General features: G+C 63.0%; 12 protein-coding genes. 8 read left to right on the top strand and 4 right to left on the bottom strand.

Annotation, left to right across the window (positions count from 1 at the left end; genetic code table 11):
• The first annotated feature begins 149 nt into the window (after nt 1–149).
• From J3U87_RS16425 to J3U87_RS16405, 5 genes are all read left to right on the top strand, one after another.
• Nucleotides 150–1001 carry a sulfurtransferase gene (locus J3U87_RS16425; protein ID WP_237384140.1) on the top strand — a complete coding sequence of 284 codons (852 nt, stop codon included), beginning with the start codon at nt 150–152 and terminating at the stop codon, nt 999–1001.
• 226 nt (nt 1002–1227) lie between these two features.
• Nucleotides 1228–1740 carry a TFIIB-type zinc ribbon-containing protein gene (locus tag J3U87_RS16420; protein WP_237384139.1) on the top strand — a complete coding sequence of 171 codons (513 nt, stop codon included), beginning with the start codon at nt 1228–1230 and terminating at the stop codon, nt 1738–1740.
• Nucleotides 1741–1818: 78 nt separating this feature from the next.
• Nucleotides 1819–2715, top strand: coding sequence for a DMT family transporter (locus J3U87_RS16415; RefSeq protein ID WP_237384138.1), 897 nt, complete (start codon nt 1819–1821; stop codon nt 2713–2715).
• A gap of 76 nt (nt 2716–2791) precedes the next feature.
• Nucleotides 2792–3802: a tRNA epoxyqueuosine(34) reductase QueG gene (gene queG / locus J3U87_RS16410; protein WP_237384137.1), complete on the top strand. Its 1011-nt coding sequence runs from the start codon at nt 2792–2794 to the stop codon at nt 3800–3802.
• Nucleotides 3803–3985: 183 nt separating this feature from the next.
• On the top strand, nt 3986–5323 hold the full coding sequence (locus tag J3U87_RS16405; RefSeq protein ID WP_237384136.1) for an ATP-binding protein: 1338 nt from the start codon (nt 3986–3988) through the stop codon (nt 5321–5323).
• Here the strand turns inward: J3U87_RS16405 and J3U87_RS16400 are convergent.
• Entirely contained in the window at nt 5296–6114 is an 819-nt protein-coding gene (locus J3U87_RS16400) for a response regulator (RefSeq protein ID WP_237384135.1), read from the bottom strand. The genes J3U87_RS16405 and J3U87_RS16400 overlap by 28 nt on opposite strands.
• A 111-nt stretch (nt 6115–6225) precedes the next feature.
• Here J3U87_RS16400 and J3U87_RS16395 point away from each other — a divergent pair, with 111 nt between their 5' ends.
• Nucleotides 6226–7725, top strand: a complete 1500-nt coding sequence (locus J3U87_RS16395) for a hypothetical protein (RefSeq protein WP_237384134.1) — start codon at nt 6226–6228, stop codon at nt 7723–7725.
• Between the two features lie 154 nt (nt 7726–7879).
• Nucleotides 7880–8119 carry a hypothetical protein gene (locus tag J3U87_RS16390; protein ID WP_237384133.1) on the top strand — a complete coding sequence of 80 codons (240 nt, stop codon included), beginning with the start codon at nt 7880–7882 and terminating at the stop codon, nt 8117–8119.
• Nucleotides 8120–8235: 116 nt separating this feature from the next.
• On the opposite strand, the gene J3U87_RS16385 is transcribed toward J3U87_RS16390, so the two are convergent.
• On the bottom strand, nt 8236–9300 hold the full coding sequence (locus J3U87_RS16385; protein ID WP_237384132.1) for an L-threonylcarbamoyladenylate synthase: 1065 nt from the start codon (nt 9298–9300) through the stop codon (nt 8236–8238).
• A 41-nt stretch (nt 9301–9341) separates the two neighbouring features.
• Entirely contained in the window at nt 9342–11171 is a 1830-nt protein-coding gene (thrS, locus tag J3U87_RS16380; RefSeq protein ID WP_237384131.1) for a threonine--tRNA ligase, read from the bottom strand.
• Between the two features lie 315 nt (nt 11172–11486).
• On the opposite strand from thrS, the gene J3U87_RS16375 reads away from it, so the two are divergent.
• Complete coding sequence (locus J3U87_RS16375) at nt 11487–12569, top strand: DUF2333 family protein (protein ID WP_237384130.1); 1083 nt, start codon at nt 11487–11489, stop codon at nt 12567–12569.
• A 474-nt stretch (nt 12570–13043) separates the two neighbouring features.
• Here J3U87_RS16375 and J3U87_RS16370 read toward each other — a convergent pair whose 3' ends face one another.
• Nucleotides 13044–14429 carry a TolC family protein gene (locus J3U87_RS16370; protein ID WP_237384129.1) on the bottom strand — a complete coding sequence of 462 codons (1386 nt, stop codon included), beginning with the start codon at nt 14427–14429 and terminating at the stop codon, nt 13044–13046.
• Between the last annotated feature and the right edge of the window lie 70 nt (nt 14430–14499).

Here is a 14499-nt window from a genome sequence, read left to right as displayed (position 1 = left end):
CACCCGTGTTACACCCGCATCCCACATCCCATCGCGAAGCCCTTTCCCGTTGCCGTCGGGGATGAATTGGCCCACGCTTCACAACGGTATCGGCAGGTGAATCAGGTCCCTCGTTTTTCCGGCCGAATCTGGTTTGGAGGTTCCGGCGTATGACACACCACGTGATTTTGACTCCCGAAGACGTCGCCAACGACTTCCACGGCGATTGGATGTTCATCGACTGCCGGTTCTCGCTGCAGCATCCCAAGCGCGGCTTTCACGACTACCTTGCGGAGCACATCCTCGGCGCACGCTACGCCCATCTGGACCGCGACCTCTCCGGCCGGATCGTTCCCGGCGTGACCGGACGCCATCCCCTGCCGAAGGTCAAGGACTTCGTCGCCACCTGCCGCGCCTGGGGCATCAACCGCGAAACGCGGGTCGTGGCCTACGACGACGTGGGCGGTGCCATCGCGGCGCGGCTCTGGTGGCTGATGCACTGGCTCGGCCACGAAACGGTTTCGGTGCTGGACGGCGGCTGGCAACGCTGGCTGGCGGAAGGCCGTCCCATCAGTACCGGCGAAGAACCCAAACCACCGCTGGGCAATTTCACCGGCACCCCGCAATCCGAGCTGATCGCCGACGTGGAAGATGTCCGCAGGGCCATCGAATCGGGAGACTGGCGCATCCTCGACGCCCGTGGCCCGGCCCGCTATGCCGGCGAGGCAGAACCGATCGATCCCGTCGCGGGCCACATTCCCGGCGCCATGAACTTCCCGTTCGCCACGAACCTGGACGAGTGCCAGTGCTTCCTGCCGGCGGACCAGCTCCGACTCAACCTGGAGAACACCCTGAACGGCACGCCCTCGCACCAGAGCATCTGCTACTGCGGCTCGGGCGTGACCGCGGCCCACAACCTCCTGGCGATGGCCCACACCGGGCTCCCGCTCGGCAAACTGTACGTGGGTTCGTGGAGCGAATGGATCACCGACCCCAGTCGCCCGGTCGCCACCGGCGTCTGAGCACCAATCCGATCGATCCGCCTCGAGATCCACCCAAAAAGGTCGCGGGACGGGTTTCCGCCGCCGAGCCCTCCCGGTCCCAGGCCGAAATTCGACGCACCGCGTCCCTCGCTCGCATGGCGACAAGGGGGCGGTCCTCCCCACACAAATCACTGGAAACTCGACTACCACACTGATATGGTTAGTCGACTCCAAAAAGGTATGGCCCCGGCTCCGGAGGTGATTCGTGAAGCTTTGTCCCGAATGCTTGACGCCGCTCAACCACGTCAAACACCAGATCTTCCACTGCTGGGTATGCCCCGAAGGACACGGCACCCTGTATCCCAAGGGTGAGCTGGAGCGCATCGTCCAGTCGATCTCCGGCCTGGGGGACCTGGAAATGCGCATCTGGAACGACAACGAGCGCTATTCGGTCGTCCAATCACCGCTCATGAACTCGGCCACCAATACGCCGCTCCTGGAAATCCGCGACAAAGACTACATGAACATCATGGTCTACGGCGATCCGGTTACCCACGACCTGTGGCTTCACACGGGCGAAGAAGAGAAGTTGGTCGAGCACATCGAACGCGCCCGTCAGGCCGACTCGGTGGGCAGTTACCTTTCCGTGGCGGCCAGCGAAGCCGCCAAAATTTTCAGTGAGGCCGAGGATGCAAAGGAAGCGGCAGGCCACACACTGACCGCACTCAAACTATTGGGGGAGCGTATCTTGCGCGCCATGCCCCACATCAGCATCTGACCCGACCATGCGACCGGGATCCCCAACGGCAAGCCGCAAGGCGCTCCCACCGGGTCGATCCCGCCGACCGAGTGCCCCGTGAGCGAAACCCGCGCCCTGCTTTCGGCACACGTCGCCATCCTGTTCATGGGCCTGGCCGCCGTCTTTGCGGAAGTGTCCGGATTCGCGCCGTGGCACACGACCTCCTATCGCGTCACCATCGGTGGCCTGGTCCTGGTTCTGATCTGGCTGTTCAGTTCCGGCAAGCGTCTTCCCAGTGCCCGCATCTGCTTGTTGTTTTTGGGTCTCGGCTTCATCTTGAGCGTTCACTGGTTCGCCTTTTTCCGGTCGATCGAACTGCTGGGCGTCATGCTGGGCAGCGCCATGATCGGCATCGAACCGTTGTTCGTGGCGGGTGCCGCCCGACTGGTGCTGAAAGAGCGACTCTCGCGGCGCGCCATGATCGCCATGGGCTTCAGCGCGGTGGGGTTCCTGATCCTCGGCAGCGGCGGAGGCGTGAATCATCCCGATCTGGTTGCCGGTGTCGCCTATTCGGTGTTCGCGTTCGCCATTTTCGCGGTGCTCGTGTTGTGCAACCGGGTTTGGGTGCAAAACGAATCGCCGGTCCTGCTGAGCGCCCTGCAGATGTTGGGCGCGATTCCCCTGACGCTGTTCATGATCGAAGAACCCTGGGCCCCGGTGAACGCCGAAGGCTGGGTATACGCCCTGATTCTCGGCTTCTTGTGCACGGGTTTGGCCTACGCGCTGTATACCGCGAGCCTGCGGGTGCTGGCCGCCCCCATCGTGGGGTTGATGTTTTCGTTGGAAGTGGTCTACGGCATCCTGGGCGGCTGGGTCATCGGCGATTCGCTGACGCCGCGCGAGATCCTGGCCGCGCTCTTCATTTCCAGCATCATGATCCTGGACGTCTCGGGCTACGTGCTTCGGCGCCGAGCCGAGAAGCGGGCACAGCACCGCAAGTGCCAAGTGGGGTGACGTCCCCGAATGTGGTACAACGGTGAGTGCGGCATCGCGATCGACACCGCATCGCACGACACTCAGGGGTTCTCACATGCGCCAACCGGCAGTTCCAACACCACCGGGCTCGACCGCCGAACTCGCGGTCCGCGGGGACCACTGGCGCGCATGGCAGCGACAGGCCCGCGAGCTGGACTTCCTCGAAATGGCCGCCGCGCCCGTGCATTTCGTGAAACGGGCCAAGCGGGTCACCGACTGGGTCGAGGCGGGCTACACCGCCGACATGCACTGGTACGCGCGGTCCCTGGAAAAACGGCTGAATCCGCGCCTCATCATGGAGGATGCGGCCTCGATCATCATCCTGACGACGCCCTACCACCCCGAACCGGTCTATCTGGCGGGCAAGAAACTGGCCCGCTACGCCGCCGGCGACGACTACCACGACGTGCTGCTGAAGAAGCTGCGCGAACTGGTCGCGCGCATGACCGCCGACTACCCCGCCGCCAACATTCGGCCCTACGTGGATACCGGCCCGGTACTGGAACGCTACTGGGCCCAGGAGGCCGGCCTCGGCTGGATCGGCAAGAACGGCTGCCTGATCAGCCGTCACCACGGAAGTTATCTCTTCCTGGCCTCGATGGTGACCAACCTGGTCGTGCCCACCGGCCGGCGCCACACGGACTTCTGCGGCTCCTGCCGCGCCTGCATCGACGCCTGCCCGACCGACGCGATCGTCGGTGAAGGCATGGTGGATTCGCGCAAGTGCATCAGCTACCTGAACATCGAACATCGCGGACCCTTCGAGGACGCACCCGGCTTCGACGACTGGATCTTCGGTTGCGACATTTGCCAGGAGGTATGTCCCTGGGCACGGAAATTCAGCGGGCCCTCGCTGATCGAGGCCTTCCTGCCGCGCCCCACCTACGAAGAACTCACACCGGAGGATCTGGCCGAGATGGAACAGGAGCGGTTCAGCGCCACTTTTCGGCGTTCGCCGGTCAAACGCACCAAAATGGCGGGCATCAAACGCAATCTCGCCCACCTGGAACACCACCGACAAACGGCCGAACCCGATCCGAAGAGCGGAACCCAGTCGCGAGATTGACGTCACGGGTTTCAATCCGGGCATCCGCTCCGAGCCCTTGCCGAGCGACGCCTGGATCCTCGTCATCCCCGTCCTCATTACAATTCTTTACAAGAAGCTCGTGGGAAATCTCGGGCGCCGGCGACAGAATGGAATCGAGCACCGTCGACCTGGTGCAGCCCCATCCCCGCTCGCGAGGCGACCATGACCCGACTCTTTCTCAGTTTGTACCTGCTGCTCCTGGGCGGCAGTTTTCTCTACTGGACCGCGAGCGACGCGATGCTCGCCCACCGCCATCAGGCCTTCGCGGATCAATACACGACCCGGCTGGCACGCGGTCCCCTGCTGACGACCTCGCGGTTCCTGGCGCAACGGGCACCGGAGACTTGGCCGGCCATCATGGCGTCGCTATCGGCCGACTACGGCGAGACGATGGTGCTGAAACGATGGCCCGAGCTGCACCTGCCCGACGAGGACTGGGATCACCTGCACGAGGAAGACATCTTCATCCTCGACGACATCTTCGAACGGCCCGGACAGGTCGCCCTGCACCTGGTGCACGGCACGGACTACATCCTCTGCTACGGGCCGATGCCGGAACCGGCCGCGCGGGAGCGGCTGGATCTGGGACTGCAATTGGGCTGGATCGCCATCCTCACGGCCGTGATGCTGATCTGGGTATTCGCCCTCTACCGCAAACTGAAGGCGCTGGAAAACGCCTCCCTGGCATTCGGTCGCGGTAATTTCTCGGCCCGGGTGAAGATCGCCGATCGCGGCTACCTGGGCCGGCTGGGTGCCACCTTCGATCACATGGCGACCCGCCTCGAAGACCTGCTGCAGACCCAGCGGGAACTGATCCAGGCGGTTTCCCATGAATTGAGAACGCCGCTGTCCCGATTGGCCTTCTCGCGCCACTTCCTGGCCACCGCCGAACAACCGGCACAACGGCAGGAACTGCTGGACGACATGCAACGCGACATCGGCGGGCTGGAATCGCTGGTCGACGAGCTGCTGCAATACGCCCACTTGGACCTGATCACGCAGACCACCCGACCCGAGCGCATCGACTTCCTGCCTTGGCTGGAATCCTTGGTGGCACCCCATCGCCATGGCCACGACCGTCACCTCGACTTTTCGTGCCGCGAACCCCAAACCGTTCCCCACCTGGAAATCCTGCCGGAACTCTTGGAGAAAGCGCTCAACAACCTGATCACCAATGCGCTGCGTCACGCCAACCACGAGGTTGCGATCTCGGTGACGGCGACGCGGGATCGGGTCTCGGTCCACGTGGACGACGACGGGCCAGGCATTCCCGTGGATCAGCGAGCAAGAGTCTTCGAACCCTTCGTGAGGTTGGACGCAAGCCGCAACGCAGCCAAGGGCGGGGTCGGCCTGGGGGCGGCTCTGGCCCGCAGGATCGCGCGGCGGCACGGCGGCGACGTGACCATCGCCGAGTCGCCGATCGGCGGCGCGCGTTTCACGCTCGAACTACCGACCGCTGCCGTGCTTTCGGATCACCAGGCCGAGGGCACCAACACGTAGCCACGGGCGCGAACGGTCTTGATACGCCGCGGCGGATGGCTGCGATCGTCCAGCTTCCTGCGCAATTGGGCGATCTTCACGTCGACACCGCGATCGAGTCCGTCGTACTCGATGCCGCGCGTGGCCATCAGGATTTCGTCACGGGAGAGAACCTCGCCCGCCCGCTCGGCCAGCAGCACCAGCAATTCGAACTCGGCGCAGGTGAGCGACACGGAGCGACCGTCCAGCATCACGGTGCGCGCCGTGCGATCCACCTCCAACCCATCGAACCGCAGCGTATCGCGGGACGAGGAGGACTCCGCCCCCGGCACGGGCGGCCGGCGACGCAAAAGAGCGCGGACCTTGGCAGCCAAAAGCTCCGGTTCCACGGGCTTGATCAAGTACTCGTCGGCACCCATCTCCAAGCCGACCACCTGATTCACGGTGCCGTCGCGGGCCGTGAACATGAGAATCAACCCGTCGTAACGGGTTCGTACCTCACGACATATCGTCAACCCATCCTTGCCCGGCAGCATCAGGTCCAGCACCACGAGATCGGGCTGCTCGACGGGGATGATCTCGGCGGCCCGGCATCCGTCGTCGACCAGGTCGACCTGGTAACCCTGTTGGGCGAGGAACGTCACGAGATAGCGACCCAGACGCGGGTCGTCCTCGACGATCAGGATACGGGCGCGTCTGGCGGTCTCGGCCGGGGATGTTTCGGCCCGATCGGCTCCGTGCGAGGCGGGACGCGACCGCGTCTTCGCTGGAGAAATGAAGGTAGGTGTCGTGGAAGCGCCGATTACATTCACTAACAAATCCTCACAAAAACACCGTGGAGGTCGCACCTCGACGGCGCCTAGATTGGCCCTTGACCCGATCGCGTTCGAGCGATTCACAATTCCCCATCCGCGGAGGCCACTTTGAAACCACTCGTTCCCATGCTACTCCTGATTTGGAGCACCCAGGCCCTGGCCCAGACCCGAATGATCCCCCACATCACGCGGGGTGACGGTGGGTTCACGACCGACATCTTTCTCACCAATACGAGCACGACCGTCAAAACCCTGGTCCTGGCAGGATTCGATGTGGACGGCCAGGCGTTGGCCGAACATTCGGCCTCGGTCGAGGCCGGCCACGTGGTCGATATCGATACTTCGACGATCTGGGGCGACGACGCCCGCTTGGGCTACCTCACGCTCAGCGGCGCCGAAGAGATTCGCGCGACGGCGTCCTATCGCGCGGTCACCTCACCCGCCAGCCCGGCCCACACGGCCGAGAGCGCGGAGCAGGCGACCGAATGGTCGCTGTTCGCCGGCGATTGGTCGCTGGTATTCGACGGCGTGGCAGTGGTGAACACGGGGTCCGCGAGCACCCAAGTCCACATCGAGCGCCTCGACCGCGACGGGACGGTGCGCGAAAGCGCCACCCTACCGGAAGCCCTGGCGCCGGGTGCCAAGGCCCTGGCCGTCATCGGCGGCCCCGAAGTCGGCCTGCTCCAATCTCCGGGTGAAGGACTGATCCGCCTGCGGGCCGACCAGACCCTGGCGGTCACGGCCTTGCGCGGTGACCTGCCGGGAAATCGCTACCTCTGGACCAACCCGGTCACGGCGATGGCCTCGCGCACCACCCAGTCCACGACCTTGGCGTTGGGCTCGGTTCCCTCGGGCCTGCCGAGCGCCTTCGACACGTTCGACAAGTATGTCTCGGTCTTCGGCGTGCACATCTTCGCGGTCGCGGGCGTGCCCGACGCCAAGGCCCTGCACGCGGCCCACGTCATGGCCGAGTACCTGGACAACGACGAGGACGGCACCATCGACGATCCCGCCGTCCTCGAATCGATGCTGGCCCGCAACGCCGGCTTGGTGATGTTCGCGCATCGCGACGACCCGGCCATGGACACCTTTTTCGATCGGGTCGACAGCCTCGACGGCTGGCATCTCCAGGATCTTCAAGGAGACGAAACCCTGCCGAACGGGGCCGCATCCGGCCGGTTCGACGCCACCCTGGAGGAAGTGCTGCACCTCATCAACAGTGCGGGCCACGCCGAGGTCTACCCGGAGGCCTTCGGGATTTCGACCGAATCGGAACTGGCGGCGGCGATGGATCTCGCCCGTGGCGGTCACTTCCAGCAAGTGCCGTCGAGCTACCCCGCCGGCGCCTGGTACACCTACGACGACGTGACCTGCGAATACGATTGCCAACTCATCGAGTATCTGTACTGGGCACTGACCTCCCTGCTGGGCGCCCAAGATTTTCCCGGCCGCCTGGAGGAGATCCAACACGAGTGGCGCCTGAACACCGCCGACAGGTTGCGCGCGGGCGATCCGGCCATCTACGCCCTGCTCACCGACGGCCGCTTCGTGATACCCACGATCCTGCCCGATGGCGACTATCGTCCGGCGGGCGGCAACGGCGATTGATCTAGCTCGCATCGACCGGCCCAAGTCACCCGTGGCCATGGGGTTACGGGTCGGGATGGGGTTGGGCCGGTCGATCTGGCGAAGGTTCACGGTTGTCCGACACAGGCGCGGGTCGGTTCTGGTAAACTGACCCAAAACGCACCGGAGCCCTGACATGAACCTCGCGGAAGATCGCGAACAGATCGACGCCGTCGATGCCAGCGTATGGAAAGCGGTCGATCCGTTCATTTATAAAAACGAGCCCAACGAAGCGTTGCGTTGGTTGCGGGTCATGACCGAATTGACCCAGGCGCGGTCCTGGGCGTTGGTCAAATGCCGGTACCGCGTGCTCCACCACGACGCGCCCGATTCGTTCCAACCCGACCACTACCACGCCTGGCGGAACGTGGAGTAAGCTACTTTAAATAGGTGGCTTATGTTGCAATCGGATGCTTGAAGGCTCGGAGTTCGCCGTCAACCGGATGTTTGGGTATTCACCATTCGCGATGCTTGCCGGTGGCACACCAGGAATCACATGCAGTTGCAGATGGCGATGACGTCGTTCCGGCGCAGCAACACCGACGTCGATGCCCGCCGCAAACGGTCCATCAACGAGCGCCCGTGACCCTCTTCCTCGAACCCGTCGGCGATGATGTGGGTCACGCCCTCCTCGTCCATCGCCCGCAGGTTCAGATAGAGATCCTTGGTGAAGCGGTTCAGCTCGTCCGCCGCGTACCGCATGTAGAGCGTGCGCGAATCGACCGCGTCGTCCCGGCGACCGATGTACCCCAGCTTGGCCCCTTGGCTGGCGAGGAAACAGCTCTGCAACATGCGGAAATCGTCGTCGGAAAGGTCCGGACCCAGCAGCAACAATGGGGCGTCCGGGCTGTAATGGCGGTAACGCGTTCCCGGCGATCGCTTCTCCTGGCCGACCTCGCCATGGCGCTGGACCCGCACGCCGAGCACCTTGTCCAACTGCCTGCCGGTCACCCAACCCGGTCGCAAAATCGCCGGTCGCGGTCCGCTGACGTCCAACACGGTCGACTCGATGCCCACGCTGCAGGGGCCGCCGTCGAGAATCAAGGGAATGCGCCCGTTCAGATCGTTGAACACGTGCTTGGCCTTGGTGGGACTGGGTTTTCCGGAAATGTTGGCGCTGGGGGCGGCAATGCCCAGGCCCGATTTGGCGATGAGGGCCACGGCCACCGGATGATTGGGGACGCGAATGCCCACCGTGTCCAACCCGCGGCCCACCGTCTGGTGCAATGGTGGGCGCGCCTTGAGCACCAATGTCAGGGGCCCGGGCCAAAACGCTTCGGCCAGCAGGGCCACGCGCTCGTCCAGATCGAGACAGAACGCGTCCAGTTGGGCGACCTCCGCCACGTGCACGATGACCGGATTGTCATGGGGGCGGTTCTTGGCCTCGTAGATACGCGCCACCGCATCGGCCCGGGTGCAGTCGGCCCCCAGGCCGTACACGGTTTCGGTGGGAAACGCGACGGGAAGACCCCGTCGCAGTAGTTCGGCTGCCTCCTCGATCGCGGGGTCGGCCTCGGCCGGCTCGCCCACGACCAGGACGCGGGTTTCCATGTTCATGTCCTATTTCCGGTGGTCCGAAACAACTTGAACGCGACCTGTCACCATTCCTGAACGTGCCGGCGTTCCTTGATCTCATCGGCCAGCATGGTCCGAAACTCTGAAAATGGCATGTTGCGCTGCTGTTTGATCTTGTAGCGCCGCACGGTCACCGTGTTCTCCAACATTTCGCGCTCACCGACGATCAGCAGGATCGGAATCCGCTTGACCGTGTTGGTGCGCACCTTCTTGTTGAAGGTCTCACTGGATTCGTCCACTTCCACCCGAACCATGTCGCCCAGCAGCTCCTGCTCCAACTGGCGCGCGTAGTCGCCGAACTTCTCGCTGATGGGCACGACCTTGACCTGCAGCGGCGCCAGCCAGGTGGGGAAGGCGCCGCCGTAGTGCTCGATCAGGAAGCCGATGAAACGTTCGTGGGTGCCCAAGGGGGCGCGGTGAATGCAGAACGGCGTGTGTTCCTGGTTGTCCGACCCGATGTACTTGAGGTTGAAACGCTCGGGTACGGCAAAGTCCAATTGGTTGGTGGAAACCGTGAACTCGCGATCGGCCACGGTCATGAACTGGATGTCGACCTTGGGTCCGTAGAAGGCGGCTTCACCCGTCTCGAGCACGTAATCCACACCCAGATCGTCCATCGCTTCCTTGATCAGGCGCTCGGAGTAGTCCCAGGCCTCGTCGTTCTCGACGTACTTGCCGCGGGGATTCTCCTTGTCGCGCATGCTGAGACGGAAGTAGTAGTCCTTGAATCCAAAGATGTCGTAGAGCTTGCGGTGCAACTCCATGACCTTGATGAACTCGTCTTTGATCTGCTCACGGGTGCAGTAGATGTGGGCGTCGTTCATGGTCATGCCGCGCACCCGCGTGAGGCCCTGGAGGGCACCGGAACGCTCGAAGCGGTACACCGTTCCGTACTCGGACAGGCGCAACGGCAGGTCGCGGTAGGAACGCGGCCGGGAGCCGAACACCTTGTGGTGGTGCGGACAGTTCATGGGTTTGAGGTAGTACTTTTCCTGGACGAGTTCGGATTCGCCGTCTTCGTTGATGCGGGTCTCTTCCAACACCATCGGCGGGTACATGCCCTCCTCGTAGTAGGGCAGGTGGCCGGAAGTGTAGTAGAGCTTGTCCTTGGTGATGTGCGGCGTCGCGACTGCCTTGTAGCCGTCCTTGAACTCCAGCTCGTGGGCCAGCTTCTCCAACTCGGCCCGGAGCACGGTGCCGTTGGGCAACCACAGCGGTAGGCCTTTGCCCACCTCGTCGTCGATGTGAAAGATGTCGAATTCGGCACCGATTTTCCGGTGATCGTTCTTGAGGGCTTCCTCTTTTTGTAACTTATAGGCTTTCAGCTCTTTGCGATTGGTGAAGGCCAACGCGTAAATGCGCGTCAACTGAACGTTCTTCTCGTCCCCGCGCCAGTAGGCACTGGCGATACTGTCCAGTGCAAAGCCATCGGCGGGCAGCTTGATGGTGTTTTCCACATGGGGTCCCTCACACATGTCCAGGAAGGGGCCGTTGCGATAGAAGGTCAGCGTTTCCAGACCGTTCTTCTCGATCAACTCCTGGGCGTATTCCAATTTGTGGGGTTCCTTCATTTCTTCGGCGATCCGGGTCAAGGCGTCCGCGGCGGGCAGCTCCTCGAAGGTGAACTCCTGCTTGGACTTGATGATGCGGCGCATGATCTTTTCGATTTTGGGGAGATCGTCGGTTGTGATCGGTTCCGGCAACAGAAAGTCGTAGTAAAAGCCGTTGTGGATCGGCGGGCCGAAGCCCAGCTTGGTACCGGGACGGTACTCTTGAACGGCTTGGGCCAGAACGTGCGACAGGGAGTGTCGCATTTTATATAGAAAGCTGTTTTCGTCCATTCTCTTCAACATAACGATCTCCAGTGTGGGGTATGACGCGCCAGAAACGCGATCTCGACCGGGCGGAACCGACAACCGCCGGGCCTGAAACCGCCCATTATCGCATGAAAGGTCGGACATTTGGCAAGCCTTGCGGGAGAACGAAAGTTTGTGGTGTCCGGGCTGTGCCGAGATGGCCCGAAGGGTCGTCAAGTCACGCCGTTCGAGTCGAGTGGGGCCGGGCACGGGGCCGCAGAATCGGCTTGCCCCCATCAGGTAAACATGGTTGGATGGGAACCGTACCCCCTTCCGAACATTCGAGGAATCAACCGAATAAAGGAGCCTGGCGTGAGTCAAGCGGTGGTCAACGGACTGAAACGAGCGGGAAAGGGCGTCGGCAGCGGGTTGAGCGTGGCCGGCAAAAAGATTTTTTCGATCCTGCCGCGCGGCGCGGCGGGCGCCAAATTACTGGTGTTGATCCTGGCCTTGTTGCTGGTGGCCGGATTTGCGGTCGGGTGGTACTGGAGCCGCGCGCCGAAACAGTTCGACGTGCGCGCCAACGCGGCACAAATGGCCGGCCAGCAAGCGGGCCTGGTCACCGGATCGGTCACCACGTCGACCTTGATCCAGGTGACGGACACCCTCCTGCGGAAGCCGGGCGGCTATCTGTCCAACGACATCAGTCCCCCGTCGGTGTTCCTCGACGACATGCCCAGTTGGGAATTCGGCGTGCTGGTACAGGTGCGGGACTTGAGTCGCTCCCTGCGCAACGACCTGACCCGTTCGCGTTCCCAATCGCTGGAAAACGCCGAGCTGGCCCAGGCCGAGCCGCTGTTCAACTACGACAACCGATCCTGGATGCTGCCTTCCTCCGAGAGCCAGTACCGCAAGGGGGTCGCCGAGATGCGCAACTTCTTGCGCAAGCTCTCCGAGCAGAACCACCAGGACGCCCAGTTCTACGCCCGGGCGGACAACCTGCGCGACTACCTTTCGATCGTGGAAAAGCGGCTGGGCAGCCTGTCACAACGGCTGAGCGCGGCGGTGGGACCCTCGCGGGTCAATGTGGACCTGGGCGGCGACCGCCAGGCCACCCAATCGACCCAGGTCCCGGAATCGCAGGTCCACAAGACGCCCTGGCTGCAGGTGGACAACGTGTTCTTCGAGGCACGCGGCAGTTGTTGGGCGCTGATCCACTTCCTGCGGGCGATCGAGGTCGATTTCGCCGACGTGCTGGAAGACAAGAACGCCAAGGTATTGGTCCAGCAGATCGTGCGCGAATTGGAAGCCACGCAGCAGACCGTGTGGAGCCCGATGATCCTGAACGGCAGCGGCTTCGGCTTCTTCGCCAATCATTCGTTGGTGATGGCATCGTACGTATCGCGCGCCAACGCCGGGTTGATCGACCTGCGCAGCCTGCTCACCGACGGGTGATCGCCGTTCGCGTGTGACGGGAACTCGGGGGGATCTTCGTAGTCCCGCCCCTTCAGGGCTGGGGTTCGGGCACTCCGGAGATCCAGGGTTGCGTCGGCGCTGCCTCCTTAACCCTTCGCTGTATTGTGTCGTCCCTTCAGGACGCCCGCTGGTGGCGGACCTGCGGTCCGCGTTTTAATTTATTGATGATCCACACATCCGGTTGGCCATCCCTTCAGGATTGGCCGCCAACGGTGAACATCCATGCATCCGGTTGACCCCCAACGGTGACCACGAACGGTGAACATCCATGCATTCGGTCAACCGCGAGCACGGATGAAACCAGCGTTTGGTCAATCGCAAACAACCATAATCCAACGCGGATGTTGGCCATCCATGTCCCGGTCGGCCCCGGACATTGCCTATCCCAACAAACCATGAGGCATGGACAAGCCCGTCCCAAACCGTGAGGCATGGACAAGCCCGCCCCTTAGCTCACAAACGCAAAAGTTCCCGGCTGGTGGCCGTCTCCGGGTCCAGGCGGTTGACGAAAATCTTCAGGCTCAGCCACGCCAACACCAGGTTGCGGTGGGCCCGCTCCAAATCGTTGGCCGCCACCAGGACGTTTTCCTCCGCCTCGATGACGTCGAAACTGTCGATCAGTCCGCGCTCGAAACGTATTTTGGCCACGTCCAACTGCTGCTCCGAAAAGGCCAGGTTCTGCTCGCTCAGGTTCAGGTCCTTCTCGAGGAACTCCAGGTTCTTCAAGCGGTCCAGTACCGCCCGCTCGTAGTTCATCCGGAAATCGGTCAAGTCCAACGACAGCGAGCGCAGCCGGTTCTCGGCGAATCGTAGGTTCGCACGATTGCGACGCTGGTTGAAGCTGTACGTATTGCGCAGGGAGAACCGGGCCCCGTGGTCGGTCAGGTCGTCGAAACCCGCGACGTCTTCGATGTCGTCGGCAAACCAGGCGGCCTCCAAAGTCAGGTCGGGCATCATGGCGTTGCGGGCCAGCTTCAGCTCGAGCTCCGCCTCGCGTTGGTCGCGCACCAGGATGCGGTGGCTGATCTGGCCGTTCACGTCGTCGAGCAGCGAGACCGCATCCACGTCGACGACCTTGGGGGTGGGAATTTCGGGCGCCACCAGACGGTGACGCGTGTCGGTCGGCTGCCCCAACAAATCGCTCAACTCGCGCAGCAGGCCTTCCAGGTCGGTCTGGCCACGGGCCAGGTCCAGCTCGGTTCGGTTCTTGGAGAGCCGCACGCGGTAGAGGTCCACCTGCGAAACCCGACCGATGTTGAGCTTGATTCGGGTCGCCTCCTCGAGCTGGGTGAGGCGTTCCAGACTCTTGCGGGCGAACTCGATCGAGCGCTGCTGAAACAACACCTCGTAGTAGGTGCGCACCACGCTCTGCACGGTCTGCTGGGCCCGCACGCGATACCGGTCGTGACTGTCGTCCAGACCGATCCGGGCTTCGCGCAGGCCCTTCTCGTGGAAGATGCGACCACCGCGGGCCAGCAACGGCTGGCTGAGCGTCAATTGGTAATCGGTATCGTAGCGGCGCTCGCGGTCGCGACTCAATTCGATATCCGTGTCCAAGGTCAACTGCGTGCCCCAACGCAGCTTTTTGGAGGTCGTCACGGAGAAGGTCCCGCTCTCGTCGCTGTCGTCTTCGCCGGAAGCGCTGAGGCCGCTGTTGACCTGCAGACTGAAGACGTCCTTGGCGAGGGCGACCCGCGTGTGGGCATTCTCCAGGTCGATGCCTGCGCGCATCAGGTCGCGATTGCCGCGCAAAGCCAGGGTCAAGGCGTCGTCCAGCGTGAGCGTGGATCCCTCGGGTTGGTACAAGGTAATGGCAAGCAACAAGGACAAAAGAGACACCGTTTCCACCTTTGCGTTTAGGGTGCAATGAACTCGGCGACGGCGTGGGAATCGCGGTGGGGAGAAAGGG

It is taken from the genome of Sulfidibacter corallicola, assembly GCF_017498545.1.
In the GTDB taxonomy this organism is placed as follows: Bacteria; Acidobacteriota; Holophagae; order Acanthopleuribacterales; family Acanthopleuribacteraceae; genus Sulfidibacter; species Sulfidibacter corallicola.
The sequence above is the reverse complement of the archived record's forward strand: the minus strand, read 5'-3'. Positions and strand labels throughout refer to the sequence as shown.

Bases quoted from the DNA above. Each gene is read 5' to 3' on its own strand.
- J3U87_RS16385 (WP_237384132.1), bottom strand. From the start codon at position 9,300: ATGAACATGGAAACCCGCGTCCTGGTCGTGGGCGAGCCGGCCGAGGCC.
- J3U87_RS16390 (WP_237384133.1), top strand. From the start codon at position 7,880: ATGAACCTCGCGGAAGATCGCGAACAGATCGACGCCGTCGATGCCAGC.
- queG (WP_237384137.1), top strand. From the start codon at position 2,792: ATGCGCCAACCGGCAGTTCCAACACCACCGGGCTCGACCGCCGAACTC.
- J3U87_RS16425 (WP_237384140.1), top strand. From the start codon at position 150: ATGACACACCACGTGATTTTGACTCCCGAAGACGTCGCCAACGACTTC.
- thrS (WP_237384131.1), bottom strand. From the start codon at position 11,171: ATGTTGAAGAGAATGGACGAAAACAGCTTTCTATATAAAATGCGACAC.
- J3U87_RS16405 (WP_237384136.1), top strand. From the start codon at position 3,986: ATGACCCGACTCTTTCTCAGTTTGTACCTGCTGCTCCTGGGCGGCAGT.